Origin of the sequence: Pseudomonas svalbardensis, from assembly GCF_030053115.1 — a bacterium.
Lineage (GTDB): Bacteria > Pseudomonadota > Gammaproteobacteria > Pseudomonadales > Pseudomonadaceae > Aquipseudomonas > Aquipseudomonas svalbardensis.
Window position 1 is genome coordinate 660,826 of sequence record NZ_CP125619.1, and the last position, 24,966, is coordinate 685,791.

General features: G+C 61.0%; 24 protein-coding genes. 5 read left to right on the forward strand and 19 right to left on the reverse strand.

All coding sequences use genetic code 11. The annotated features are described in order from the left end of the window. The 11 genes from QFX16_RS02935 to QFX16_RS02985 all read right to left on the reverse strand — a co-directional run bounded on the left by QFX16_RS02935 (position 1) and on the right by QFX16_RS02985 (position 10,755). Complete coding sequence (locus QFX16_RS02935) at positions 1–534, reverse strand: GNAT family N-acetyltransferase (RefSeq protein ID WP_283182762.1); 534 nt, start codon at positions 532–534, stop codon at positions 1–3. Positions 535–543: 9 nt separating this feature from the next. Next, positions 544–846, reverse strand: coding sequence for an urease subunit gamma (ureA, locus tag QFX16_RS02940; RefSeq protein WP_033055605.1), 303 nt, complete (start codon positions 844–846; stop codon positions 544–546). A 162-nt stretch (positions 847–1,008) separates the two neighbouring features. Then, on the reverse strand, positions 1,009–1,848 hold the full coding sequence (locus QFX16_RS02945) for an urease accessory protein UreD (protein WP_283182763.1): 840 nt from the start codon (positions 1,846–1,848) through the stop codon (positions 1,009–1,011). A 30-nt stretch (positions 1,849–1,878) separates the two neighbouring features. After that, complete coding sequence (gene urtE, locus QFX16_RS02950) at positions 1,879–2,577, reverse strand: urea ABC transporter ATP-binding subunit UrtE (RefSeq protein ID WP_283182764.1); 699 nt, start codon at positions 2,575–2,577, stop codon at positions 1,879–1,881. Positions 2,578–2,707: 130 nt separating this feature from the next. Then, positions 2,708–3,580, reverse strand: coding sequence for an urea ABC transporter ATP-binding protein UrtD (urtD, locus tag QFX16_RS02955; protein ID WP_283182765.1), 873 nt, complete (start codon positions 3,578–3,580; stop codon positions 2,708–2,710). Continuing rightward, entirely contained in the window at positions 3,577–4,656 is a 1,080-nt protein-coding gene (gene urtC / locus QFX16_RS02960) for an urea ABC transporter permease subunit UrtC (protein ID WP_283182766.1), read from the reverse strand. Before urtC ends, urtD begins: the two co-directional genes overlap by 4 nt. Further along, entirely contained in the window at positions 4,656–6,158 is a 1,503-nt protein-coding gene (gene urtB, locus QFX16_RS02965; protein ID WP_283182767.1) for an urea ABC transporter permease subunit UrtB, read from the reverse strand. The genes urtC and urtB overlap by 1 nt, the downstream gene beginning before the upstream one ends. Positions 6,159–6,427: 269 nt before the next feature. Further along, positions 6,428–7,693, reverse strand: coding sequence for an urea ABC transporter substrate-binding protein (gene urtA / locus QFX16_RS02970; protein WP_283182768.1), 1,266 nt, complete (start codon positions 7,691–7,693; stop codon positions 6,428–6,430). A 322-nt stretch (positions 7,694–8,015) separates the two neighbouring features. Then, positions 8,016–9,026, reverse strand: coding sequence for a FecCD family ABC transporter permease (locus QFX16_RS02975; protein ID WP_283182769.1), 1,011 nt, complete (start codon positions 9,024–9,026; stop codon positions 8,016–8,018). Then, the gene (locus QFX16_RS02980; RefSeq protein WP_283182770.1) at positions 9,023–9,970 is read right to left on the reverse strand and encodes an ABC transporter substrate-binding protein; all 948 of its coding nucleotides are present in this window, start codon (positions 9,968–9,970) and stop codon (positions 9,023–9,025) included. Before QFX16_RS02980 ends, QFX16_RS02975 begins: the two co-directional genes overlap by 4 nt. Continuing rightward, entirely contained in the window at positions 9,967–10,755 is a 789-nt protein-coding gene (locus QFX16_RS02985) for an ABC transporter ATP-binding protein (RefSeq protein ID WP_283182771.1), read from the reverse strand. Before QFX16_RS02985 ends, QFX16_RS02980 begins: the two co-directional genes overlap by 4 nt. A gap of 407 nt (positions 10,756–11,162) precedes the next feature. Between QFX16_RS02985 and QFX16_RS02990 the strand changes: the two genes are divergently transcribed. Further along, positions 11,163–11,477, forward strand: coding sequence for a hypothetical protein (locus QFX16_RS02990; RefSeq protein ID WP_283182772.1), 315 nt, complete (start codon positions 11,163–11,165; stop codon positions 11,475–11,477). A gap of 68 nt (positions 11,478–11,545) precedes the next feature. Here the strand turns inward: QFX16_RS02990 and QFX16_RS02995 are convergent, their stop codons facing one another. From QFX16_RS02995 to cbiE, 8 genes are all read right to left on the reverse strand, one after another. Beyond that, the gene (locus QFX16_RS02995) at positions 11,546–12,922 is read right to left on the reverse strand and encodes a PepSY-associated TM helix domain-containing protein (RefSeq protein ID WP_283182773.1); all 1,377 of its coding nucleotides are present in this window, start codon (positions 12,920–12,922) and stop codon (positions 11,546–11,548) included. A 131-nt stretch (positions 12,923–13,053) separates the two neighbouring features. Beyond that, positions 13,054–15,171, reverse strand: coding sequence for a TonB-dependent copper receptor (locus QFX16_RS03000; RefSeq protein WP_283182774.1), 2,118 nt, complete (start codon positions 15,169–15,171; stop codon positions 13,054–13,056). 84 nt (positions 15,172–15,255) lie between these two features. Further along, entirely contained in the window at positions 15,256–15,705 is a 450-nt protein-coding gene (locus QFX16_RS03005) for a DUF2946 domain-containing protein (protein WP_283182775.1), read from the reverse strand. A 21-nt stretch (positions 15,706–15,726) separates the two neighbouring features. After that, entirely contained in the window at positions 15,727–16,206 is a 480-nt protein-coding gene (locus QFX16_RS03010; protein ID WP_283182776.1) for a copper chaperone PCu(A)C, read from the reverse strand. Between the two features lie 48 nt (positions 16,207–16,254). Then, the gene (locus QFX16_RS03015) at positions 16,255–16,653 is read right to left on the reverse strand and encodes a DUF2946 domain-containing protein (RefSeq protein ID WP_283182777.1); all 399 of its coding nucleotides are present in this window, start codon (positions 16,651–16,653) and stop codon (positions 16,255–16,257) included. 305 nt (positions 16,654–16,958) lie between these two features. Beyond that, positions 16,959–17,687 carry a cobalt-precorrin-6A reductase gene (locus QFX16_RS03020; protein WP_283182778.1) on the reverse strand — a complete coding sequence of 243 codons (729 nt, stop codon included), beginning with the start codon at positions 17,685–17,687 and terminating at the stop codon, positions 16,959–16,961. Beyond that, positions 17,684–18,781: a cobalt-precorrin-5B (C(1))-methyltransferase gene (locus tag QFX16_RS03025; RefSeq protein WP_283182779.1), complete on the reverse strand. Its 1,098-nt coding sequence runs from the start codon at positions 18,779–18,781 to the stop codon at positions 17,684–17,686. The genes QFX16_RS03020 and QFX16_RS03025 overlap by 4 nt, the downstream gene beginning before the upstream one ends. After that, positions 18,774–19,985 (reverse strand): precorrin-6y C5,15-methyltransferase (decarboxylating) subunit CbiE, encoded by a 1,212-nt coding sequence (gene cbiE, locus QFX16_RS03030; protein WP_283182780.1) that lies wholly within the window; start codon positions 19,983–19,985, stop codon positions 18,774–18,776. Before cbiE ends, QFX16_RS03025 begins: the two co-directional genes overlap by 8 nt. 144 nt (positions 19,986–20,129) lie before the next feature. Here cbiE and cobG point away from each other — a divergent pair, with 144 nt between their 5' ends. The 4 genes from cobG to cobJ are packed head-to-tail and all read left to right on the forward strand — an operon-like array spanning position 20,130 to position 24,490. Then, the gene (gene cobG / locus QFX16_RS03035; RefSeq protein WP_283182781.1) at positions 20,130–21,437 is read left to right on the forward strand and encodes a precorrin-3B synthase; all 1,308 of its coding nucleotides are present in this window, start codon (positions 20,130–20,132) and stop codon (positions 21,435–21,437) included. Then, positions 21,430–22,056 carry a precorrin-8X methylmutase gene (locus QFX16_RS03040; RefSeq protein ID WP_008038718.1) on the forward strand — a complete coding sequence of 209 codons (627 nt, stop codon included), beginning with the start codon at positions 21,430–21,432 and terminating at the stop codon, positions 22,054–22,056. The genes cobG and QFX16_RS03040 overlap by 8 nt, the downstream gene beginning before the upstream one ends. Beyond that, positions 22,056–22,787: a precorrin-2 C(20)-methyltransferase gene (locus tag QFX16_RS03045; RefSeq protein ID WP_283184511.1), complete on the forward strand. Its 732-nt coding sequence runs from the start codon at positions 22,056–22,058 to the stop codon at positions 22,785–22,787. Before QFX16_RS03040 ends, QFX16_RS03045 begins: the two co-directional genes overlap by 1 nt. After that, entirely contained in the window at positions 22,787–24,490 is a 1,704-nt protein-coding gene (gene cobJ, locus QFX16_RS03050) for a precorrin-3B C(17)-methyltransferase (protein ID WP_283182782.1), read from the forward strand. Before QFX16_RS03045 ends, cobJ begins: the two co-directional genes overlap by 1 nt. Positions 24,491–24,966 lie beyond the last annotated feature (476 nt).

Here is a 24,966-nt window from a genome sequence, read left to right on the forward strand (position 1 = left end):
TTACTCCTTGTTGGCGGTCGGCGGCTCCGCGCCAGGATTGAGGGTCAGTTGCATAAAAGTCAGGTCGAGCCAGCGACCGAACTTGGTGCCCACCTGAGGCATCTGGCCGGTCGTCACGAAACCGGCTCGTTCATGCAGGCGAATAGAAGCGGCGTTACCGCTTTCGATGGCGGCGACCATCACATGTTTGTCGCAGGCTTTGGCGCGCTCGATCAACGCGATCATCAATTGCGGGCCGAGACCATTGCCACGCTGGTCGCTGCGCACGTAAACCGAATGTTCGACGGTGTGGCGGAACCCGTCGAACGGCCGCCAGTCACCGAATGAAGCGTAGCCCAGCACCGTGTTGTCGCCGTCGACGATCACCAGAATCGGGTAGCCCTGGGATTGCCGGGCGCTGAACCAGGCCTGGCGGTTACCCAAATCCACGGCCTGTTCGTTCCAGATGGCCGTGGTGTTGAGCACGGCGTCGTTGTAGATGTCGCGGATCGCCGGCAAGTCGGCATGCGCTGCATCGCGGATGGGGTAAGTCATGGCGCGGCCTCAGGCGATCGGTTGGTGGACGGTGACCAGCTTGGTGCCGTCGGGAAAGGTCGCTTCGACCTGGATCTCCGGGATCATTTCCGGGATGCCTTCCATCACTTGTTCGCGGCTGAGCAGGGTGGTGCCGAAGTGCATCAGCTCGGCCACGGTCCGGCCGTCACGGGCGCCTTCGAGCAGCGCGGCGGAAATGTAGGCCATGGCTTCCGGGTAGTTGAGTTTCACGCCGCGCGCCAAACGTCGCTCGGCCACGAGGCCGGCGGTGAAGATCAGCAGCTTGTCTTTTTCGCGTGGGGTCAGGTCCATCGTTTGGAATCCATCTGGGCAGATAAAAATGAGTATTCGGATCTGTAAACACAAAACCCCTGTGGGAGCGAGCCTGCTCGCGAATGCGCCGGAACATTCAACACATGAGTTGCCTGAGACACCGCTTTCGCGAGCAGGCTCGCTCCCACATTGGATCTTGTTTCAGGTGCTCCATATTCTGGGGGGGACAGCTTCGCGGCCAAGCAACGCGGGCCTCAGCAACCGCCACAAATCAATCAACCAACCCCGCGCCAGCAACGCTTCACTGGCTAAACACCGAGCCACCAAAAGCCCCGGCAACTGGGTCAAATCCCCGCGCACGTCATGGGCCAACGAACGGCATTTCTCCAGTAATTCACTATCAACCTCCCCAGTCACCAGCAACGTCGCAAACACCGGTTGCCCATCCAGCCCAATCGGCGAATCAAGCAAACCATCACCCCCGACAATGCGCTGGCGTTCATGCCAGAGCAACTGGCCGTCGCGGCGGATGTCCAACTGCGCCTGAAAATGCCCGAGGTCGAAACGCTCGCCGCTGGCCGGCCGGCCCAGCGCGACCACGTCCCAGTAGAACACCCGGGCATCGCCTTCAAGGTCGATGCACGTACTGAGTTCAGCCTGGGCGGCACTGAAAATGATCGTCTCTTGTGGCAACCATTCAAGTGTCGCGCCGGCGGCTACTTTCAAGTCGAGCTTCTGATAAGCGGGCCCCGCCGCACGGTACCACTTGGCCGCGCCGGGGCTGGTGATTTGCGCCCAGGCATCGCGGCCGACACTGGCCGAGATGTCCAGCCGATCACCGCCGGCAATCCCGCCCGGCGGGTGCACGATGATGTGCTGGCAAACCTCCGGCCCTTCGGCATACAGGTGCTTCTGTACCCGCAGCGGGCCTTTGTGGCGGCGCTGAACCGGGCGCGTACTGTCGCCGAATCGGGCATAGCCGAGTTCCAGCTCAGCGTGCCAGCTGGGGGTAAACACGGCAGTGGGAAGAGGTAAATTCATGATCTCTAATTATCGTTAGGACGCTACAGATTAGATCGTAACCAGACCGCGCACACCCTCGGCCTCCATATTTTCTCCGCGACCCTGTTGCACGATTTCGCCCCGGGACATCACCAGGTACTGATCGGCCAGTTCGGCGGCGAAATCGTAGAACTGCTCCACCAGCAAAATCGCCATATCACCACGGGCCGCAAGCTTCTTGATCACTGCGCCGATTTCCTTGATCACCGATGGCTGGATGCCTTCGGTGGGCTCGTCGAGAATCAGCAAGCGTGGACGGCTGGCCAACGCTCGGCCGATCGCCAATTGCTGCTGCTGGCCACCGGACAAGTCGCCGCCGCGGCGCTGCTTCATCTGCAGCAGCACCGGAAACAGCTCGTAGATGAACGCCGGGACTTCCTTGGCTTCAGCGCCGGGAAATCGCGACAGGCCCATCAGCAGGTTTTCTTCCACGGTCAGCCGGCCGAAAATTTCCCGACCCTGAGGTACGTAAGCGATCCCGGCGTGAACCCGCTGGTGTGGCTTGAACGCGGTGATCGTTTTGCCTTCCCAGTTCACCGCGCCTTCTTTGGCCGGCAACAAACCCATCAGGCACTTGAGCAGGGTGGTCTTGCCCACGCCGTTGCGCCCGAGCAGGCAGGTGACTTCGCCAACTCTCACGTCAAACGTCAGACCGCGCAGGATGTGGCTACCGCCGTAATACTGGTGCAGCTTGTCGACTTGCAGCATCTTAAAATCCCCTTCAATCCCCTGTGGGAGCGAGCCTGCTCGCGAAGGCGCAGGCACATTCAACATATAAGTCGCCTGATGCACCGCATTCGCGAGCAGGCTCGCTCCCACAGGGTCTGTATTCGCAATCTTAACGACCGAGATAAACCTCGATCACGCGCTCGTTGCCCTGCACCTGTTCCAGCGACCCTTCGGCCAACACGCTGCCCTGGTGCAACACGGTGACGTGGTCGGCGATGGAGCCGACGAAGCCCATGTCGTGTTCCACCACCATCAGCGAATGCTTGCCCGCCAGGCGCTTGAACAGTTCGGCGGTGAATTCGGTTTCGGCGTCGGTCATGCCCGCCACCGGCTCGTCGAGCAGCAACAGTTGCGGGTCTTGCATCAGCAACATGCCGATTTCCAGAAACTGCTTCTGGCCGTGGGACAACAAACCCGCCGGGCGATTGACCGACGTGGTCAGGCGAATGGTGTCCAGCACCTCGCTGATGCGATCTTTCTGTTCGCCACTCAGGCGAGCCCGCAGGCTGGCCCACACCGACTTGTCGGTTTTTTGCGCCAGTTCGAGGTTCTCGAACACGCTCAAGGCTTCGAACACCGTCGGCTTCTGGAATTTGCGGCCGATGCCGGCCTGGGCAATTTGCACTTCGCTCATCTGCGTCAGGTCGAGGGTTTCACCGAACCAGGCCTTGCCGTGACTGGGACGAGTCTTGCCGGTGATCACGTCCATCAGCGTGGTCTTGCCCGCGCCGTTGGGGCCGATGATGCAACGCAATTCGCCGACGCCGATGTAAAGGTTCAGCGCGTTCAGGGCCTTGAAGCCATCGAAGCTGACGCTGATGTCTTCCAGCGTCAGGATGGTGCCGTGGCGGGTATCCAGGCCGGGGCCGACGCGTTGGCCGAGGCCGATGGCGTCGCGGCTGCTGCCGGCGTCCCTGTTGGGTTCCAGTGGCGGAAAAAACGCCGGTTCGAGCATGAATTCAGCCGTTGCAGTGACTCTCATTGTTCACCCCTTTTTTTCAGCAGACCGATCACGCCTTTGGGCAGGTACAAGGTCACGACAATGAACAACGCGCCGAGGAAGAACAGCCAGTATTCCGGGAAAGCCACGGTGAACCAGCTCTTCATCCCGTTGACCACACCGGCGCCGAGCAACGGGCCGATCAGCGTGCCGCGACCACCCAGCGCTACCCAGACCGCGGCTTCAATGGAGTTGGTTGGCGACATTTCACTCGGGTTGATGATGCCGACTTGCGGCACGTACAGCGCACCGGCCAACCCGCACAACACCGCGCTCAGCACCCAGACAAACAGCTTGAAACCACGTGGGTCATACCCGCAAAACATCAGGCGATTTTCGGCATCGCGTAACGCGGTCAGCACCCGGCCAAATTTGCTCTGCGCCAGGCGCCAACCGATGAACAGGCTAGCCACCAGCAACACCACGGTGGCGAAAAACAGCACCGCGCGAGTCCCCGGTTCAGTGATGCCGAAGCCGAGGATGGTGCGGAAGTTGGTGAAGCCGTTGTTGCCGCCAAACCCGGTTTCGTTGCGGAAGAACAGCAGCATCCCGGCGAAGGTCAGGGCCTGGGTCATGATCGAGAAATACACGCCCTTGATCCGCGAACGGAAGGCGAAGAAGCCGAACACCAGCGCCAGCAACCCCGGCGCCAACACCACCAGACACATCGACCAGAGGAAGCTGCTGGTGCCGGTCCAGTACCACGGTAGTTCGGTCCACGACAGGAACGTCATGAATGCCGGCAAACCATCACCGGAAGCCTGGCGCATCAGGTACATGCCCATCGCATAACCGCCGAGGGCGAAAAACAGGCCGTGGCCTAGGGACAGCAGACCGGCGTATCCCCAGACCAGATCCAGCGCGAGGGCGACGATGGCGTAGCAAAGGATCTTGCCCACCAGCGTCAGCGTATAGGCCGAGACGTGAAACGCGCTGTCGGGCGACAACAACGACAGCAGCGGCAACGCCAGCAATAGAACGAGGATCACCGCGCCAACGGCGATCGTGACTTTGGGGCCGGCCTTTTGCGTGGCCGTGAGCAGCAGTGGCTGGTTCATCAGTCGATCACCCGTCCTTTCAGTGCGAAGAGGCCTTGCGGACGTTTCTGGATGAACAGAATGATCAGCGCGAGGATCAAAATCTTGCCGAGCACGGCACCGATCTGCGGTTCGAGAATTTTGTTGGCGATGCCGAGGCCGAATGCGGCGAGCACGCTACCGGCCAACTGACCGACACCACCGAGCACCACCACCAGGAACGAGTCGATGATGTAGCTTTGGCCGAGGTCCGGGCCGACGTTGCCGATCTGGCTGAGGGCTACGCCACCAAGGCCAGCGATGCCTGAGCCGAGGCCGAAAGCGAGCATGTCCACGCGCCCGGTCGGCACGCCGCAGCAAGCGGCCATGTTGCGGTTCTGGGTGACGGCGCGCACGTTCAAGCCCAGGCGCGTCTTGTTCAGCAGCAGCCAGGTCAGCACCACCACAAACAGCGCGAAGGCGATGATCACGATGCGGTTGTACGGCAGCACGAGGTTGGGCAGCACTTGAATCCCGCCCGACAACCACGCCGGGTTGGCCACTTCGACGTTTTGCGCACCGAACACCAATCGCACCAGTTGAATCAGCATCAGGCTGATGCCCCACGTGGCGAGCAGGGTTTCCAATGGGCGGCCATAGAGGTGGCGAATCACCGTGCGTTCCAGCGCCATACCGATGGCGGCGGTGACGAAAAACGCCACCGGCAACGCGATCAGCGGGTAGAACTCGATGGCTTGCGGGGCGAAACGCTGGAACATCAGCTGCACCACGTACGTCGAGTACGCGCCGAGCATCAGCATCTCGCCGTGGGCCATGTTGATCACGCCGAGCAGGCCGAAAGTGATCGCCAGACCGAGGGCCGCGAGCAGCAGGATCGAACCGAGGGACATGCCGCTGAAGGCTTGACCGAGGATCTCGCCGATCAGCAGTTTGCGTTTGACCTGAGCGAGGCTGGTTTCGGCAGCGGTGCGTACGCCGGCGTCGGCTTCGACACCGGGTTGCAGCAGGCTTTCGAGGCGAGTGCGAGCCAGCGGATCACCGGTTTCACCGAGCAGACGCACAGCGGCGAGGCGTATGGCCGGGTCGGTGTCCACCAGTTGCAGGTTGGCCAGCGCCAGGCTTAAAGCGGCATGGACACTTTCATCTTTTTCACCAGCCAGTCGCTGGTCGAGAAATTTCAACTGCGCCGGTTTGGCGCTTTTCTGCAATTGCTGCGCGGCGGCCAGACGGGTTTTGGCGTCGGTGGCGAGCAATTGGTGACTCGCCATAGCGGTGTCGATCAGACCCCGCAGACGGTTGTTCAGGCGCAGGGTTTTCGGTTGGCCGTCGACGGTCAGCTCGCCTTGCTGCAGGGCGTTGATCAGCTCGATACGGGCCGGATCGGGCTGCGCGGCCCAGGTTTCCAGGAGTTTTGCTTGTTGCACGGGATTGGTGGCGACGAAGTCTTCGGCGTCGCCGGCATAGGTGGCCATCGGTAATAACAGCGCGATGGCGAGGATGAAGCGGTAAAGGGCAGTGGGCATATATATGGTGTTCCCTGTCTAGCTACGGCCGATGGAACTGCGTTCGGCTTTGGATCGACCCCTCACCCTAACCCTCTCCCCAGAGGGTAGAGGGGACTAACCGAGGCGCTTGGACGAAATACTGCGACCTGAAATGTCGAGTCGAACTCAAGCTTGGAAAAGCATGAAGATCGGCTCCCTTTCCCCCTCTCCCCCGTGGGGAGAGGGATGGGCGGGCGGCGTTCCGATGAGGGGTGGATTTAAAGCCCACCCAAAAACCTCGATCCGTCTCAGTTGCTCTTCACCGCATAATCCGGCTTCTTGTCGTTACCCGAGATGAACGGGCTCCACGGCTCGGCACGGATCGGCCCTTCGGTCTGCCACACCACGTTGAACTGACCGTCCGCCTGGATCTCGCCGATCATCACCGGTTTGTGCAGGTGGTGGTTGGTCTTGTCCATGGTCAGCGTGTAACCGGACGGCGCGGCAAAGGTCTGGCCAGCGAGGGCTTCGCGGACTTTGTCGACGTCAGTGGACTTGGCTTTCTCAGCCGCTTGCGCCCACATGTGGATGCCCACGTAGGTGGCTTCCATCGGGTCGTTGGTCACCGCTTTGTCGGCGCCCGGCAAGTTGTGTTTCTTGGCGTAGGCTTTCCAGTCGGCGACGAATTTCTTGTTCGCCGGGTTCTCGACCGATTGGAAGTAATTCCATGCCGCGAGGTTGCCCACCAGCGGTTTGGTGTCGATGCCGCGCAGCTCTTCTTCGCCGACCGAGAACGCCACGACCGGAACGTCGGTGGCTTTCAAACCCTGGTTGGCCAGCTCTTTGTAGAACGGCACGTTGGAGTCGCCGTTGACGGTGGAGATGACCGCGGTCTTGCCGCCGGCCGAGAATTTTTTGATGTTGGCCACGATGGTTTGGTAATCGCTATGACCGAACGGGGTGTAAACCTCTTCGATGTCCTTGTCCGCCACACCTTTGGCGTGCAGGAACGAACGCAGGATTTTGTTGGTGGTGCGCGGGTAGACGTAGTCGGTGCCCAACAGGAAGTAACGCTTGGCACTGCCGCCTTCTTCGCTCATCAGGTATTCCACCGCCGGAATCGCTTGCTGGTTCGGCGCGGCGCCGGTGTAGAACACGTTCGGCGACATCTCTTCACCTTCGTATTGCACCGGGTAGAACAGCAGGCCGTTAAGCTCTTCGAACACCGGCAACACCGATTTACGCGACACCGACGTCCAGCAACCGAACACCACCGCCACCTTGTCCTGAGTCAGCAGTTGACGACCCTTTTCAGCGAACAACGGCCAGTTCGACGCCGGGTCGACGACCACCGGTTCCAGCATCTTGCCGTTCACGCCACCCTTGGCGTTGATCTCGTCGATGGTCATCATCGCCATGTCTTTGAGCGACGTTTCGGAGATCGCCATGGTGCCGGACAATGAATGCAGAATACCGACCTTGATGGTCTCGGCGGCCTGGAGGCTCCAGGTCATGCCCATCGCGGCAATGCTTGCCGTAAGTGTGAAAGCCTTGATCAAGCTGCGACGCTTCATTGTGCGATCTCCATGAACTTATGAATTTTCTTGGTGGCAGATGCGGACTACTGAAGGGTCTTTAGCAAGGGCTGTGCCTGGTCGGCAAAAGGCAGGGAAATGTCGTATTAGAGCGGTTGCACGGTTTGGGCGACGCACCATGAAGGATCGCGCCTGGCGCGTTGGTGCGAAGAGGTGCGCCACATTGGGGCGCATTGGTTTGGGGGACGATGCCTTTGTGGGAGCGAGCCTGCTCGCGATAGCGATTTGTCAGTCACGATGATGTTGGATGTGCCGACGTCTTCGCGAGCAGGCTCGCTCCCACAGTTTGAAAAGAGGTGAATCAGCGGCGGCGCATCAGGCCGATGAAGAACAGGCCTCCGATGGCGGCGGTGGCGACGCCGATGGGCAAGTCTTCGGGGGCGATCAGGGTGCGGGCGGCGACGTCGACCCAGACGAGAAAGAGGCTGCCCAACAACACGCACACCGGCAACAATCGCCGATGCTCCGCCCCGACCACACGCCGCGCAATGTGCGGCACCATCAGCCCGACAAACCCGATAGACCCGCTGATCGACACCAGCACCCCAGTCATCAGCGACGCAATCAAAAACACCCGTAACCGCACGGTGCGAGCATTGAGCCCGAGGGTCACGGCCGTCTGCTCGCCCGCCATCAACGCATTCAACGGCCGCGCCATTCCCAGCAACAACACCAACCCGAGCAACACGCTGGCCGCCGGCACCGCCAGCAATTCCCAACGCGCCAACCCGAGCCCGCCAAGCATCCAGAACATCACCGCGGAACTCGCGCGGTGATCGCCGAGAAACAGCAGCAGATTGGCGATCGCCATCATCACGAAGGACACCGCTACGCCGCACAGCAGCAGCCGATCACTGTCCAGCCGCCCGTTGCGGTTGGCGATCATCAGCACGATAAGCATGCTCAGCAACGCGCCGATAAACGCCGCGATCGGCAAGGTCAGCAGACCAACGATTTCACCGACATGCAACACCACGATCACGGCACCAAGGGTCGCGCCGGAGGTGACTCCAAGCAGGTGCGGGTCGGCCAGCGGATTGCGCGTCACCGCTTGCAGCACCGCACCGATCAGCGCGAGCCCGGCGCCCACCAACGCGCCAAGCAACATGCGCGGCACGCGGATCAGCCAGACGATATGTTCCTGCCCGGCGGCCCAGTCCGGCACGCCGAAACCAAAAATCTTGTGCAACAGAATCCGCCACACAACATCCACCGGCACCCGCGCCGGGCCGAAGCCCAGCGACACCACGCACGACACCAGCAACAACGCGCCGAGGGCCACCAGCAACAGGGCGTAGCGACGATTGATCATTCGCCGTGGAAACCCTTGGCCAGGGTTTCAACTGCCAGCACGTTGTCGATACCCGGCGTGGCCTGCACATACGGAATCACGATGAAGCGGTGATGCTTGATCGCGTCCACCGACTGCAGCGCCTTGTTGTTGAGCAGGAATTGTTCTTTCTGCTCGGCAGTGACTTCGCCGTAGTCGACGATCACGATCACCTGCGGATTGCGCTCGACCACGTTTTCCCAGTTGACCCGCGTCCAGCTCGATTCGACGTCATCCAGAATATTGCGCCCGCCAGCGGCGTCGATCAGCGCTTGCGGCATACCGAGGCGACCGGAAGTCATGGCGCGGTCTTCACCGCTGTCATAGAGGAACACGCGAGGTTTGTCCGCCGGCAGATCCTTGCGCACTTCGGCGACTTGCGCCCGCATCTGGGCGATCACGGCGTTGGCGCGATCCTGCACGTCGAAGATTTTGCCGAGGTTGCGCAGGTCGTTGTAGGTGTCTTCCAGGCTGGCCGGCGGACGCTTCATCACGAACGCGCAGGACTCCGTTAGCTCGTAGACGTTGATGCCCAGCGGCTGCAACGTTTGCGGCGTGAGGTCACCGCCCACGCGCATGCCGTAATCCCAACCGGCGAAGAAGAAATCAACGTTGGCGTTGAGCAGGGTTTCCACCGACGGGTACTTGGCCGCCAACTCCGGCAAGCCATCGAGGATGGTCTGCATCTGGGGCGTGACCGACTTCCAGCCAGTCACGCCGCTGTACCCGGCCATGTTTGGTTTCAGGCCGAGGGCGAGCATCATCTGGGTCATGTTGATGTCGTGGCTGACCGCGTGTTTCGGCGCTTGCTTGAAGGTCACTTCGCGGTTGCAGCTCTGCACGGTCAAAGGGTAGTGAGTGGCCTCGGCAAATGCTTGGGCATTGCCCAGCAACAGGGCGGCGCAAAGCAGGGAACGCAAAGTCATGATTGGGTTATCCAGGTGATTCGTGGGTAGCCGTGCAAGGGATGCTCATCGATCAGCGCTTCGACGCCGAACACGTCGCGCAGCAGTGGGGCGGTCAGGACTTCTTTGGGTGTGCCGCTGGCGACGATGCGACCGTGATTGATCACGTACAGCCGATCACAGAACGCAGCCGCTAGGTTCAGGTCATGAATGCTCGCCAGGGTGCCGATCTTCAGGCGTTTGACCAGTTGCAGCAGTTCGAGCTGATAACGCGGGTCGAGGTGATTGGTCGGCTCGTCGAGGATCAGCATTTGCGGTTGCTGAGCCAGGGCGCGGGCGAGGATCACGCGCTGTTTTTCACCGCCGGAGAGGGTGGCGAAGGCATGATCCTCGAAGCCTTTCAGACCGACTGATTCGAGGGCTTGGGTTGCGAGTTTTCTGTCCCCCAGGGTGTCGCCGTCGAACAGACCTTTGTGTGGTGTGCGGCCCATGGCGACGACTTCATCGACGGTCAGGCCGAAGGCGTCGGGGAACTCCTGCAGGACCACGGCGATGCGCTGCGCGCACCAGCGTGAGGATTGCTTCCAGACGTTGTGGTGGTCGAGCTTGACCTCGCCGCGCTCGGGTTTGCTGAAGCGCCAGGCACACCGCAGCAGGCTGGTTTTGCCGCTGCCGTTGGGGCCGATCAGACCGACGAACTCACCCGGGAGCACGTGCAAGGTTGCATCACGCAGTTGGAACTGGTGATGGCAATGGCCGTGGCCCAGGGGTGTCCAGGCGAGGTTTGTGAGGTTCAGCGAGGTCATGCATCTACTCTGAAATATTCGGTGTTGCTGACGGCCTCATCGCGAGCAAGCCCGCTCCCACAGTTGATCGCATTTCAATGTGGGAGCGAGCTTGCTCTTTGCGTTATGCAGTAACACTAAAAATGGCCGGGAGATAAGCGTGTGCGAAGTCTACAGAACCCTCTAATACGCGCATCTCGCCTGATTCATGATGAAGGTGAGGCGGATTCAGGTTGTCAATTGCGCTGTTTTATCGAGCGCAAACCTTGGAACATCGCATATCGTCGATTGTTTTTTTACGAGTATTTTTTAGATTAAAACAATCTAGAAAAACAGATAAAACCTGTCAGTTATGACAGTAGACCTGCCCTCCCGGCCCTCGTAGTTTTAGCGTGCAGGCGAATTAACGCTGCTACGAGGACATTGCGATGGACAGTTTAAAGGTGAGTGTTTTACTTGTTTCTTTGGGTTTTATGCTGTGTGTTCAGTCTTTGAAGGCCGAAGATTGGGGCTCTTGCGCTGCTGCCTGGAATGTCAGCAGTGCCAATGCAACTTGCGAGGTGCCACAGAGAATCAACAGTGTGCCGACCGACATTATCAGGCTTGACGATACCCAGCGTTGCTGGATTACCGTCAAATGCCAAAGTGGGTCAGGCGTACCCACCAGCACGAGTTACAAGGGCAGCGCCGAGCAAGTGAAAGGGCTGCAGAATATTAATGGCAGCCTGTATTCGGACAAGTAATGCAACTTCGGTATTTTCGTTTTCAGGTTGTGCGGCCCGCGTTTTTCCGCGCGAACCGCGCAGTCTGATCACGCTGAGGCGGTAGGTTCTACTCGCTCGTTGAGCCTCGATAACAGAACTCGATCCAATAGCCACACTACGATCAACGAAGCCCCCACCAGCGGAAAGATCACTGCCAGCGTCAGCATGATCACCATCGCAGTTTTCCATTTCGGCAAATCGTGGCGCAGCGGCGGAACACCGAATGTTCCTTGTGGACGGCGCTTCCACCAGATCACCACGCCGCTGACGGCGCTGAGCAGAATCATCAGGCAGATCAGCAACACGATGATCTGGTTGAACACACCGAACATTTTGCCTTCGTGCAGCATCACGCTGATTTCTGTTGCACGGGCGACGGTGCCGTACTGCTCGAAACGCACGTCGGCGAGGACATCGCCGGTGTACTGATCAACGTGCAGCGTAGCGTCGTTGCGCGGGTCGTCGGCGAACACCGCTATGGTGAACACGCCAGTCGCCGTGGTCGGGAAGGTGATGCTGTAACCCGGTTCGACCTTGCGTTGCGCAGCGATGTTCTGCACGTCCTGCAAGCTGATGGTCGGCGCGGCGGGGCCAGCTTGCGCGCTACCGTGGGCCATGTGTTCGGCGTGGTCGCCGGACATCGGCATCGGCGTGTTTTCCATCGCCCATGGCACGGTCTGGCGGGTGGCGGTGTTGAGGCTTCGGGCCTCGACATCGGACTTGGGCACGTCATCCCACATCGCTGCCGGAAAGACATTCCACACTTCGGCGTATTGCTTGCCCCAGAACCCGGTCCAGGTCATGCCGCTGAGCAGCATCACCAGTAGCAACGACGCGCCCCAAAACCCGGTCACCGCGTGCAGGTCGCGCCAGAGCACGCGACCGCGACTGCTCAAACGCGGCCACAGGATGCCGGCCGCCTGGCCACGCGGCCACCACAGAAAGACGCCGGAGACCACCAACACCACGCCCCAACCGGCGGCCAGTTCGATCAGTCGATCACCGACGGTGCCGATCATCAACTCGCCATGAATCGCTCGCGCAACGGCTTGCAGATTTTTTTTGGCGTCTTGCTCGCCGAGGATATCGCCGTGGTAGGGATCGACGAATACGTTGAGCTCGTTACCGCCATTGATCACGACAAATTGCGCGCTGCGTTCGGCGTTGACCGGTGGCAGGTACTGCTTGATCTGACTCTGTGGATACGCCGCTTTTACCCGCTTGAGCAGGTCGTCGGCCGAGACGCTGTGATGCCCGGCCGGGACGTTCAGCAGGCTGCCGTACATCAACGGATCGAGTTGCGGTTTGAACAGGTAAATGATGCCGGTCAGGGCCAGCATCACCATGAAAGGCGCGACGAACAGACCGGCATAAAAATGCCAGCGCCAGGCCAGGTTGTAGAAATTCACTTTGGGCTGTTTCATCACGTGTGCTCCGCTTTGGCATGGATCTTTTAGTTGTTTGTTTGCGGTTGCTTCGCAACCAATCGCGAGCAGGCTCGCTCCCACATGGACAGTGGTGTACCTGTGGGAGCGAGCCTGCTCGCGAAGCTTTTTTAGAAACTCATGTCCACCTTGGTCCAGAGCGTGCGCCCCGGTTCTTTAATGGCTTGCGGGTCATTGGCCGGGTAGCCGAAACCAGCGTTGCCGGCTAGGTTCAAGTGCTCGGCGTACGCCTTGCCGAACAGGTTGTCGACGCCGGTGCTGACCTTCCAGTTTTTGTTAATTCGGTAGGCGCCATTGAGCGAGAACACGCCAAAACCCGAGGTCTTGTCGAAGTCCTTGCCGACGACGTTGCCCTTGTTCTGGTCGATGCGGTTTTGCGCCGCGACCACGCGCCACAAGGCCCCGGCGCTCCAGTTGTCTTCGCTGTAGGTCAGGCCGAAACGTGCGTCCAGCGGTGGCATTTGCGGCAGTGCGTTGCCGTCGCTGCTGTTCTTGCCCCAGGCGTAGGCCAGGGTTGCGTCGGCTTTCCAATTGCTGGTCAGCTTGTAGGCCGCACCCAATTCGCCGCCCATGATTCGTGCGTCGATGTTTTGTGCTTGCGAGGTCATGCCCATCATTGCGGGCGTGTAGTTGAACAGGATGTAATCGCGCACCTGCCCGACGTACCCCGAGGCCCAGGCTTCCAGGTCTTCGGTCTTGTATTGCAGGCCGAAGTCGAGCTGGGTGGTTTTCTCAGGCTTGATCGAATCGAAGGCATTCACCGATCCGGCGGGCCCCGATTTGGGCGAAAACAGCTCCCAGTAATCCGGGAAACGCTGGGTGTGGCCGAGGCCGGCATACAGCGTGGTCGGGCTGTCAGCCAGGTCGTGCTCATAACGGACGAACCCGCTCGGCAGGGTGTCGGCGCGGGTGTCGTCGGCAGTCGGGTTCGGGCGCGCCATCATACCGGAGCCAGTGGTCTGCCGGAAATCCTTGGCAGAGGCGCGGTCCAGTCGCGCGCCGGTAATCAGCCGGTCGCGGTCGGCGGCGTACCAGGTCAGTTCGCTGAACACGCCGTAGTTGTGGAAGTCGGCGTCCTTGTTGCGCGGAAGATCCTTGTAGACGTCGATGCCCATGGCGTTGCGTTGGCGGTGTTCGCTGGTCTGCGCATCGATGCCGCTGATCAACTGCACATCGGCCCAGCGCCAGGTGGCTTTGATCCGTGCGCCGAGGGTTCGACGGTCGACGTTGGAGGCCATCGGGCCGGCCATCATTCCGGTGCCGGACGGCGTGCGCAGGGTGTAGTTGTCCATCACGTGGTCGGCGTAGTTGTAGTAAACCTGCGCCTCGACTTTATCCAGCACATCGCCGATGTTCGACTTCTCGAACCGCAGGCCCAGGCTTTCGCGCTCGAACTGCGAGCCGTCCATGCCGCGCCCGGCATAACGCGCTTCGCCATCGCCCTTGCCGGCGGTGAGCTCCAGCAGGGTGTCGGCGTCCGGGGTCCAGCCCACCGCGACATCGCCATTCCACTTGTCGTAGCGCGACGGCACGGTGTCGTTGTTGCCGTCCTGGTAGTCGTCGGCATGCGCGGTGTTGCCGATCACTCGCACGTAACCCAATGGCCCGCCGGCAGCAGCGTCCACCACTTTGTCGAAGCGCCCGTTGGAGCCAGCCAGCACGCTGGCGTTCACCCGCGTGCCGAGTTCGCCGAAGCTTTCTGGCTCACGGTCGAAGAGGATCGTTCCGGCCGACGCGCCCGGTCCCCAGAGCACGGTTTGCGGGCCTTTGATCACGGTCAGTTTGTCGTAGGTTTCCGGCGAGATGTAGGAGGTCGGTGCGTCCATTCGGCCGGGGCAGGCGCCGAGCAACTGGCCGCCGTTGGTGAGGATGTTCAGTCGCGAGCCGAACATGCCGCGCAGTACCGGGTCGCCGTTGGTGCCGCCATTGCGCACCAGGGCGAAGCCGGGAATGGTTTTCAGGTAATCGCCACCGTCGCTGGCCGGCACCGGTTGGCGTGGGTCCTTGGGATTGGTGACGATGGTCAGTGGCGAACTCGGCGCAATGGCGGTGATCACCGTCGGGCTTAGTTCTTCGCTGTGACCGGCGTGTTCATCGGCCAGCACCATGGGTGTCAGCAGTGCACCGCAAAGGAAGGCGGTGGCGTGCCTCAAACGAATACTGGATTCGTTCGGGGCAAAAGAAGCTTGGGCAGGGCTCAAGCGTGTGTCAGCAGAAAACCTGGACATGACAATTTCCATCGAACAGTCGTAAACGACACGGCCGGCAGCCTGGGGCTGTCTTCTAAACCGTGTGAGAGCGGATGTGGGTGTTTACGCGGCGATGGGTGGGGCGCGAGTGCGGGCGCCGGGGAAGAAGGTTTGCCGGGCGTGGCCCAGTCGGGGGAAAGGGGTGGTGAAAGTGGTGGCTGTTGGCGTGTCGTACGCGATGAAGGACTGGCCGCCAGTCAGCGCCGGGCAATTGAACAGCAGGCTGCAATAACCGCATTTTTCCCAGAGCGCGTGGGCCGAGGCTTTGGGCGGGCAGTGCTCGGCGGCGGGTTGCGCGCCGTGGTCGGCGTGCTCCATTGCCGACATGTCCATGCTCATGTCCATCGACATGCTCATCGACATCGACGAGGCGCGTTGATCCATCGGCATCGACTGAGAAATCAGCGGGCCGATAAAGATCATCAACATGGCGAACAGGCTGATCCAGCTGCCGCGCGTCAGGCTTAACGGCTGACGACGGTGTGCGGATGACCTGGCGCTAAGCGGGCGCATGGACGTTTTCAGCTCTGTCGATTACTGAGCGTGCACGTGTGCTTGCATGCCGTCCGGTGCTTTTTTCTGCACCGCGATTTCGACCGTCACGTCGCCGGACTTCTCGAAATGCATCGTCAGCGGGAAGCGTTTGCCGTCGGTTAACAGGCTGCGGTCTTTCAATTCCAGCAGCATCACGTGGTAGGCCATCGGCGCAAAAGTGACGTTGCCACCGGCAGGGATTTCGACGTTCGGCACCTGCTGCATTTTCATCAGGTCGTTTTGCATGACGTGCTCGTGCAGTTGAGCAATGCCTGCAATCGGCGAGTCGACACTGAGCAGTCGGTCGGCCGTTTTGCCGCTGTTATGGATCACGAAATACGCAGCAACGGTCGGTGCGTTGGGTGGCAATTCTTGCGACCACGGATGAGCGATTTCCAGCTCCCCTGCCTTGTATTCGTGGGCATTGGCAAAACAGGCAGGCAGCAGCAACACAGCCAGGGCGATGAGTTTGTTCAACATGGCAGTTCTCCAGAACGATTCAAAACGCAGGTCAATTGCGAGAAGGAATCACACCAGAGGGGAAGCGCGGGGGTTCAGGCTTGGCCATTGCTGACGCGGTGTCGTTGTATCGAGAGAGGCGTGAGGCAGGCTTCGATTGGCATCGAAACGCGCGAAGTACAGTTGCGGCATGTGCCCGGGCAACGCCACCAGTGGCGCGGAACCTGAACAGCACCAGCAATGCTGCATGTTGGAATGATCGTCACTCTGCGGGGCTTTCTGCTCGATATCGCCCAGGGAAATCGCCACCATCTTCGTGCCGCTGGACGAACAGAAACTGCCCCACAGCAACTGCTCGGCAGGCGATTTCGCCGTCTGCGCCATTGCTCCGGACATCGGCATGGCGAGCAAGTTGAACAGCACTGCGAAGCAGGCGATCCAGGCAAATGCGAGCCGTTGTCGGGACATGGGAGAAATCCGGTTGGGTGGACGATCAGGCGCGGCTATTTAGCCTGATCAGGGCCGATAAGTAAAAAAGCAGCGTGCGGTGTGGTGTCGCAGCGCCAAGCTCCATAGCCTTCATGATAGTCGCGAATTACCGATTGCCAGTGCCGTGCAGATCAGCCATCACACAATTTTGTAGCAGCTGCCGAAGGCTGCGTTCGGCTGCGTAGCAGTCGTAAATCCTCCATCCGCGATTAACCTGAAAGATCGAGGCGTTTGATTTTACGACTGCTGCGCAGCCGGACGCAGGCTTCGCCAGCTGCTACAGGTTATGTTGTGAGTCCTGCCGTTAGGGCTGCCAACACGTCTTTCACCGACCCAAACTCTCGATCTACCCCCGGCAACACTGGCCGCTGCAAAACAATCACCGGCACCCCACGCTCCCGTGCCACTTCCAGCTTCGGCTCGGTCGCCGTGCTGCCGCTGTTCTTGCTGATCAGCACATCAATCTGCCGACGCTCAAACAGTTCACGTTCATCCTCAATCAGAAACGGCCCGCGCGCACCGATGACTTCGCAGCGCTCATTGCCCGGGTAAACGTCCAGTGCACGCAAGGTCCAGAATTGCTCTGGCGGGATTTCATGCAGATGTTGCAATGGTTCGCGGCCGAGGGTGAACAGCGGTCTCCGGAGCGGTTTCAGCGCTTCGATCAACTCGGCCCAGTCGCTGACATCTCGCCAGTCATCCCCTGCCTGTGGTTGCCAGGCCGGGCGCCTTAACGCCCAGCATGCAATGCCGCTCAACCGCGCAGCGGTGGCGGCGTTCTGGCTGATGTGTGCGGCGTAGGGGTGGGTGGCGTCCAGCAGCAGGTCGATCCCTTCATCGCGAATGAACTGCGCCAGCCCTTCGGCACCGCCGTAACCGCCAACGCGAACCTGACAGCTCAGATCTGTCGGCACACGCCCCACTCCGGCCAGGCTATAGATATGTTCCGGCCCTAGGGTCCGGGCGATGGCCAAGGCTTCCGTCACGCCACCCAGCAACAACACGCGCTTCATTGAAAAGCTCCCGCATGGCCGACAATCGCGCCTTGGCGATCGATGGCAAACACTTCGACTTGAACCTGCGCCGGCACCACGCTGCGGGCAAAGTCCAGCGCGTGCTGACACACCGCATCACCGAGCGCGATGCCCGCAGCGCTGGCCATCGCCAAGGCTTGCTGGCTGGTGTTGGCTTCGCGAATCCCTTGCTGCAATACCTCATCGGCGCCAATCGCCGCCGCCCACTCGGCCAATTGCGGCAGGTCGATGCTCGAATGCCGACTGTGCAAATCCATGTGCCCAGCCGCTAGCTTGCTGATCTTGCCGAAGCCGCCGCAGAGGCTGAGTGTATCCACAGGCACTTTGCGCAGATGTTTGAGCACGGCGCCGACGAAGTCGCCCATTTCGATCAGGGCGATTTCCGGCAAGTCGTAGACCCGGCGCATGGTGTCTTCGCTGGCATTGCCGGTGCACGCAGCGATGTGCAAGTAACCGTTGGTTTTGGCGACGTCGATGCCTTGATGGATCGAGGCGATGTACGCCGCACAGGAAAATGGCCGGACGATGCCGCTGGTGCCGAGGATCGACAAGCCGCCAAGAATCCCCAGGCGCGGGTTCATGGTTTTCAGCGCCAGGGCTTCGCCGTCCTCGACGTTTATGGTGACCTCGAAGCCGCCCCGGTAATCCAGCTCCTCGGCCAGCAGCGACAAGTGATCGGTGATCATCTTGCGTGGCACCGGGTTGATTGCGGGTTCACCGACGCCCAGCACCAGCCCCGGCCGGGTCACCGTGCCAACGCCGCGACCGGCATTGAAGCGAATGCCCGGTCGGGCATTCAGGCGCACGTGGGAGTAGAGCAGGGCACCGTGGGTCACGTCCGGGTCGTCCCCGGCGTCCTTGATCGTTCCGGCCTCGGCGCCGTCGTCCTTCAACCGACAGAACTCCAGGCGCATTTGCACCTGTTTGCCTTTGGGCAGAATGATCTCGACGGCGTCCGCTTCCACGCCACTGAGCAACAGACGAGCCGCCGCAAGGCTGGTGGCGGTGGCGCAGCTGCCGGTGGTCAGGCCACTGCGCAGCGGTGCGGGTTGTTCGGCGGTTTCGTCACGCATCGAAAGGCTTCGTCACTTCCAGCAAGGTAATCGGCAACGCCTGACGCCACGTATCAAAGTCCCCCAGCGGTTGCGCTTGAGCGATATGAATGCGCGTCAGCTCACCGCCATGCTGCTCGCGCCAGGCCATCAAAGTCATTTCACTTTGCAACGTGACGGCGTTAGCGATCAGTCGGCCACCGGGTTTGAGTTCGGCCCAGCACGTGTCGAGCACGCCCTCGCGGGTGACGCCGCCGCCGATGAAAATCGCGTCTGGACGCTCGAGACCGGCCAAGGCCTGCGGCGCACTGCCGCGAATCAATTGCAGGCCGGGAACGCCGAGGGCATCGCGGTTGTGTTCGATCAACAACTGCCGCCCTTCGTCAGCTTCGATGGCCAGCGCCCGGCAACTTGGGTGAGCGCGCATCCATTCAATGCCGATCGAGCCGCTGCCGGCGCCGACGTCCCACAGCAGTTCGCCGGGAACCGGGGCGAGACGCGCGAGCGTGATTGCGCGTACGTCGCGCTTGGTCAATTGGCCGTCGTGCTTGAAGGCTGAGTCCGGCAGGCCGGCCAGTCGAGAGAGGCGTTGCGTGTTGGGCTCGGCGATGCACTCGATGGCGATCAGGTTCAAATCGGCGATCACAGGATTGTTCCAGTCATTGGCGACGCCATCGATGCGTCGTTCGGCGGCACCGCCCAGGTGTTCCAGCACGGTGAGGCGACTCGCCCCGAAACCGCGTTCACGCAACAGCGTCGCGATGGCGGCCGGGCTCTTGCCGTCGTTGCTCAACACCAGCAAGCGAACACCGCTGAACAACTGCGCATTGAGTGCGGCGATGGGACGAGCAACCACCGAAAGCGTGACCACATCCTGCAACGGCCAGCCCATTCGCGCTGCCGCCAGCGAACAGGAGGATGGCGCCGGCAGTATCAGCATTTCATCACTGGACAACTGCCGGGCCAGGCTGGCGCCCACACCAAAGAACATTGGATCGCCGCTGGCCAGCACGCAGACCGGTTCGCCGCGCAGCGCCAATACCCGTTCAAGGGAGAATGGGCTGGGCCACAACTGCCGCTCGCCACGGATGCACGCCGGCAGTAAATCCAGTTGCCGCTGACCGCCAATGATCCGCGAAGCGTGCAGCAGAGCGTGCCGGGCGTTTTTGCCCAAGCCCTTGAAGCCGTCTTCACCGATTCCCACTACTGTCAGCCAGGGTGACATCTGCAGTCCTCAAAAAAAGTCCTCAAACGGACTGTTCCGACGGGCAGGCTTTTCATGCCGTCGAACAAAGCAGGCATAATACCGCGCCTTCGCCCGCGAAGCGCCTTTCCCACACTGCCGGTCGCCCCCTTGAACAAACGCCCGATGTCCTCAGCCTTACGCCCCTCGGCCTGTCCGGGGTTGCTGCGTATCGTCCAGGCGCTGGACGGTGGTATCTGCCGGATCAAGTTGAATGGCGGTTCGATCAGTGCGGCTCAGGCCGACGCGGTGGCCAGTGCAGCTGAGTGGTTCGCTGGCGGCGTGATCGAGGCGACCAACCGCGCCAACCTGCAAATTCGCGGGATTGGCAATGAACAGGGCGCCTTGATCGACGGCCTGATGGCGGCCGGGTTGGGGCCCAGCACCGCCGCTGGCGACGATGTGCGCAATCTGATGCTCAGCCCGAGTGCGGGAATTGATCAGCAGATGCTGTTCGACACGCGCCCGCTGGCCGAACAGATCCTCGTTACGCTGCAAAGCCATGAACGCTTCCACGACCTCAGCGCCAAGTTTGCCGTGCAACTGGATGGCGGCGAAGGTCTGGCGATGCTCGAACACCCTCATGATCTGTGGCTGTGTGCCACTGAGCGAGAGGGCGAGCTGGTTTTTGCATTCGGTCTGGCGGGGTGTCCAGTGGACTCGCCTGTGGGTGCGGTGTCACTGGAGCAGGGCCACGCGCTGGTGGTCGCGGTTCTGGAGTTGTTCCTTGACCTGGCGCGTCCCGAGCAGACACGCATGCGGCATTTGCTCGCTGATTGTTCGCTCGACGGGTTTCTCGCTCGTCTGGCCGAACGTGTGCCGTTGATGCCCATCAAGGGTTGGCAGCGCAAGGTAAGTCCGAGTGTCTTGCACATCGGTGCTCATCCACAGCGTGAGGCCAAGCGCGTGTATATCGGCGCGGTGCCGCCGCTGGGCCGTCTCAATCCCGCGATGCTCAGAGGCGTCGCACACCTGGCACGTGACCAGGGCGACGGCAGCCTGCGCTTCACACCCTGGCAAAGCCTGTTATTACCCGGTGTCCATGTCGACGATGCTCGGGAAGTTATCCACAGCCTTGAACAACTCGGTCTGCGTTGCTCGGCCGACGATGCCTTGGCGCACCTGATCGCCTGCACCGGTTCGACGGGTTGCGGCAAAGGCCTGGCCGACACCAAGGGCGATGCCCGACAACTGGCGGCGCTGCTGCAACGTCACGGCCAGACACTGAACGTGCACCTGTCTGGCTGCCAGCGTTCCTGTGCCGCCGCGCATAGTGCGCCGATCACCTTGCTGGCGGTTTCTCCCGGTAACTACGACCTCTGTTTTCGCGACGCAGCGCAGCCGGGTTTCGGCGCGCTGCACGCACGCAACCTTACTATTGAAGCGGTCGCAGCCTTGCTCGACGCCCGCTCATGGAGCCCCCTTGATGCTTGATTACATCCGCGACGGTCAGGAGATCTATCGCAACTCCTTCGCGATCATTCGTGCCGAGGCCAACCTCGAGCGTATTCCGGCCGACCTGGAAAAGCTCGCGGTCCGTGTGATCCACGCCTGCGGTATGGTCGACGCCATCGACGGGCTGCAATTTTCCGAAGGCGCGGGCAAGGCCGGGCGTGATGCGCTGGCCGCCGGTGCACCGATCCTGTGCGATGCGAGGATGGTCAGTGAAGGTGTGACCCGCACGCGTTTGCCTGCGAACAACGAAGTCATCTGCACCCTGCGCGATGAAAGCGTTCCGGAGCTTGCCCGCGAGCTGGGCAACACCCGCTCCGCCGCCGCGCTGGAACTGTGGCGCCCGCACCTGGAAGGCAGCGTGGTGGTGATCGGCAACGCGCCGACCGCACTGTTTTACCTGTTGGAGATGCTCGATGCCGGCGCACCGAAACCGGCACTGATTCTCGGCTTCCCGGTGGGCTTCGTCGGCGCCGCAGAATCCAAGGCAGCGCTCGCGGCGGACAGCCGCGGCGTGCCCTTCGTCATCATGCAAGGCCGGCTGGGCGGTAGCGCCATGGCCGCCGCCGCCGTCAATGCCCTCGCCACGGAGATCGAATGATGCAGCAACCTGGACGTTTGATCGGCCTGGGCGTCGGCCCCGGTGATCCGGAACTGATTACCGTCAAAGCCCTGCGCCTGCTGCGCGAATCGCCGGTGGTGGCGTACTTCGTCGCCAAGGGCAAAAAAGGCAACGCCTTCGGCATCATCGAGGCGCATTTGCAGGACGCGCAAACACTGCTGCCGCTGGTGTATCCAGTGACCACCGAGGCGTTGCCGGCGCCGCTGTCGTATGAACAAGTGATCAGCGATTTCTACGATGCGGCCGGCGAAGAACTGGCCGCGCACCTGGACGCTGGCCGTGACGTGGCGGTGATCTGCGAAGGCGATCCGTTCTTCTACGGTTCCTACATGTACCTGCACGATCGACTGGCCGAGCGCTATGAAGCCGAAGTTGTGCCGGGCGTTTGTTCGATGCTCGGCGGCGCTTCGGTGCTGGGTGCGCCGCTGGTGTATCGCAATCAGAGTTTGTCGGTCCTGTCGGGCGTATTACCTGCCGACGATCTCAAGCGTCGTCTGGCCGATGCCGATGCAGCGGTGATCATGAAACTGGGGCGCAACTTTCCCAAGGTCCGTCAGGTGCTTGAAGAACTCGGGCTGGCGGAGCGTGCGCTATACGTTGAACGCGCGACCATGGCCAACCAGAAAATCGTTCCGCTGAATCAGGTCGAGCCGATGTCCTCGCCGTACTTCTCGCTGATCATTGTGCCCGGCGAACGGTGGCAAGGCTGATGGCCCGTCCAGTTCCGGCGATTGTCATTCTGGGCAATGGCAGCCTCGCCACCGCGCGCAGGATCCAGCAGGTGTACCCCGGCGCGTTGATTCATGGCCTCACCGAACGAGTGCAAGGCGCGGACCGCGTCTATCACGAGTTCGGCGCCACCTTGCGTGAGTTCTATCAGCAGGACACGCCGATCATTGCCTTATGCGCTGCGGGCATCGTGATCCGCACGCTGGCCCCGCTTCTGCTGGAAAAAGGCGCCGAGCCGCCAGTGCTGGCCGTGGCTGAAGACGGCAGCGCCGTGGTGCCACTGCTCGGCGGCCTCGGTGGCGTGAACGTCATGGCGCGCGAGATTGCTGCCGGTCTCGAGGTTGCTGCGGCGATCACCACCAGTGGTGAATTGCGCTTCGGCACCTGCTTGCTCAATCCACCCAGCGGTTACGCCCTCGGCGATTTGGAACTGGGCAAGCGCTTCGTCTCGGATTTGCTCGCCGGCCAAAGCGTACGCGTCGAAGGGGCTGCGCCGTGGCTGGCGCAGGCGCAGTTGCCGCAAGATCCTCAAGCACATCTGTCGATCCATGTCGGCCATGCCGAGCGGACACCGGCAGCCAATGAATTGATGATCTACCCGCGCAATGTGTTGGTGGCGGTGAGCGGTGAGGTGACGGGTCTGCCAGACGCCATTCGCGCGACCCTGCATCAAGCGAAAATCGCCGTGCAATCGGTGGCGTGCCTGTTGGCGAGCGATCTGGACATGGCTAGCGCGGCATTGCGCGAAGCGGCACTTGAACTGGGTGTACCTCTGCGGTTTGCGTCGGTCAGCGGCGGCGTTAGCGAGTTGTCCCGCCGCACCGTGCCGAACGCTACCATCGTGGCAGCGGATACCGGCATGGCCATCGCGGTGGCCACTCAGCCGCTGGACGCTGCGCAGATCGGCCGTGCACGCGGTCGTTTGGCGGTGATCGGCCTGGGCCCTGGCGCCGCCGAACTGATGGTGCCAGCGGTCAAGGCTGAACTGGCCAGGGCCACCGACGTACTCGGCTACGAAACCTACGTGCGCATGGCCGGGCCGTTCCGTGAAGATCAGGTGCTGCATTGCACTGACAACCGCGAAGAGATGCAGCGTGCCCGCCACGCCTTCGAGCTGGCGGCGCAAGGCCGTTCGGTGATTGTGGTTTCATCCGGTGACCCCGGCGTGTTCGCCATGGCGGCGGCGGTGCTTGAAGCGTTGCATGAGTCGAGTGAGCCGAGCTGGCACAGCGTCGATCTGGAAATCCTTCCGGGTGTTTCCGCGTCACTGGCGACGGCTGCTCAAGCAGGCGCGCCCTTGGGCCATGACTTCTGCGTGATGTCGCTGTCGGACAACCTCAAGCCTTGGGCGATCATCGAGAAGCGCCTGGACCTGGCCGCCGAAGCCGATCTGGCGTTGGCGTTCTACAACCCGATCTCGCGGTCGCGTCCTTGGCAGTTGGGTCGGGCACTGGAGATTGTCGCGCAACACCGCACTGCAGAAACGCCCGTGGTGTTGGGACGAGACATTGGTCGCCCGGGCCAGACCTTGCGCGTGACTACGCTGGGGCAGTTGACCCCGGATCAGGTGGACATGCGCACCATGGTGTTGATCGGCTCGTCCACCACCTGTGCATTTCCTCGTGCCGAGGGTGGTGAGTGGGTGTATACGCCGCGTTGGTACGGTATCAAGCCTGCCTCCTGAACCACAGCGGCCCCGCGTGGGCCGTTTTTCACTTGATACATTACCGTCTGCTGGTTTGGCACTTTCACTTTGGCGTTGATGCGTCATTTACTTCACCAGTCGTTGTGGGATTTATGACTCTCGCCACGACGAATCAATACTGTTTTCTGTCGCTGATTTCTTCCTTTATGCAGTGCTTTTTTTGCAGTCGATAACTTCGGCGTTGCGCATGAGTCACAGCGCCGCCTGTTTGTTGATGGTCCCGACCATTTTTGTTTGTCTAAGTGCGATTATTTAAGTCGGCAATATAAAGTTTTATTATTTTCAAATTTGATTGTATTGAAATTAATTGAATTTCATCGGGTTTGAAGTGCCTGCTTTTACGATTTAGTTTTGTCTCGTGTGAAGTGGTTGCTTTGCGTAGTGGTTGGGTCTCGTTCAAAAATACGAAATGGTTGACGTTGTCGTCGAGCGGTATTTACGCGGCTGGCTTACAG

Bases quoted from the DNA above. Each gene is read 5' to 3' on its own strand.
- QFX16_RS02935 (WP_283182762.1), bottom strand. From the start codon at position 534: ATGACTTACCCCATCCGCGATGCAGCGCATGCCGACTTGCCGGCGATC.
- ureA (WP_033055605.1), bottom strand. From the start codon at position 846: ATGGACCTGACCCCACGCGAAAAAGACAAGCTGCTGATCTTCACCGCC.
- QFX16_RS02945 (WP_283182763.1), bottom strand. From the start codon at position 1,848: ATGAATTTACCTCTTCCCACTGCCGTGTTTACCCCCAGCTGGCACGCT.
- urtE (WP_283182764.1), bottom strand. From the start codon at position 2,577: ATGCTGCAAGTCGACAAGCTGCACCAGTATTACGGCGGTAGCCACATC.
- urtD (WP_283182765.1), bottom strand. From the start codon at position 3,580: ATGAGAGTCACTGCAACGGCTGAATTCATGCTCGAACCGGCGTTTTTT.
- urtC (WP_283182766.1), bottom strand. From the start codon at position 4,656: ATGAACCAGCCACTGCTGCTCACGGCCACGCAAAAGGCCGGCCCCAAA.
- urtB (WP_283182767.1), bottom strand. From the start codon at position 6,158: ATGCCCACTGCCCTTTACCGCTTCATCCTCGCCATCGCGCTGTTATTA.
- urtA (WP_283182768.1), bottom strand. From the start codon at position 7,693: ATGAAGCGTCGCAGCTTGATCAAGGCTTTCACACTTACGGCAAGCATT.
- QFX16_RS02975 (WP_283182769.1), bottom strand. From the start codon at position 9,026: ATGATCAATCGTCGCTACGCCCTGTTGCTGGTGGCCCTCGGCGCGTTG.
- QFX16_RS02980 (WP_283182770.1), bottom strand. From the start codon at position 9,970: ATGACTTTGCGTTCCCTGCTTTGCGCCGCCCTGTTGCTGGGCAATGCC.
- QFX16_RS02985 (WP_283182771.1), bottom strand. From the start codon at position 10,755: ATGACCTCGCTGAACCTCACAAACCTCGCCTGGACACCCCTGGGCCAC.
- QFX16_RS02990 (WP_283182772.1), top strand. From the start codon at position 11,163: ATGGACAGTTTAAAGGTGAGTGTTTTACTTGTTTCTTTGGGTTTTATG.
- QFX16_RS02995 (WP_283182773.1), bottom strand. From the start codon at position 12,922: ATGAAACAGCCCAAAGTGAATTTCTACAACCTGGCCTGGCGCTGGCAT.
- QFX16_RS03000 (WP_283182774.1), bottom strand. From the start codon at position 15,171: ATGTCCAGGTTTTCTGCTGACACACGCTTGAGCCCTGCCCAAGCTTCT.
- QFX16_RS03005 (WP_283182775.1), bottom strand. From the start codon at position 15,705: ATGCGCCCGCTTAGCGCCAGGTCATCCGCACACCGTCGTCAGCCGTTA.
- QFX16_RS03010 (WP_283182776.1), bottom strand. From the start codon at position 16,206: ATGTTGAACAAACTCATCGCCCTGGCTGTGTTGCTGCTGCCTGCCTGT.
- QFX16_RS03015 (WP_283182777.1), bottom strand. From the start codon at position 16,653: ATGTCCCGACAACGGCTCGCATTTGCCTGGATCGCCTGCTTCGCAGTG.
- QFX16_RS03020 (WP_283182778.1), bottom strand. From the start codon at position 17,687: ATGAAGCGCGTGTTGTTGCTGGGTGGCGTGACGGAAGCCTTGGCCATC.
- QFX16_RS03025 (WP_283182779.1), bottom strand. From the start codon at position 18,781: ATGCGTGACGAAACCGCCGAACAACCCGCACCGCTGCGCAGTGGCCTG.
- cbiE (WP_283182780.1), bottom strand. From the start codon at position 19,985: ATGTCACCCTGGCTGACAGTAGTGGGAATCGGTGAAGACGGCTTCAAG.
- cobG (WP_283182781.1), top strand. From the start codon at position 20,130: ATGTCCTCAGCCTTACGCCCCTCGGCCTGTCCGGGGTTGCTGCGTATC.
- QFX16_RS03040 (WP_008038718.1), top strand. From the start codon at position 21,430: ATGCTTGATTACATCCGCGACGGTCAGGAGATCTATCGCAACTCCTTC.
- QFX16_RS03045 (WP_283184511.1), top strand. From the start codon at position 22,056: ATGCAGCAACCTGGACGTTTGATCGGCCTGGGCGTCGGCCCCGGTGAT.
- cobJ (WP_283182782.1), top strand. From the start codon at position 22,787: ATGGCCCGTCCAGTTCCGGCGATTGTCATTCTGGGCAATGGCAGCCTC.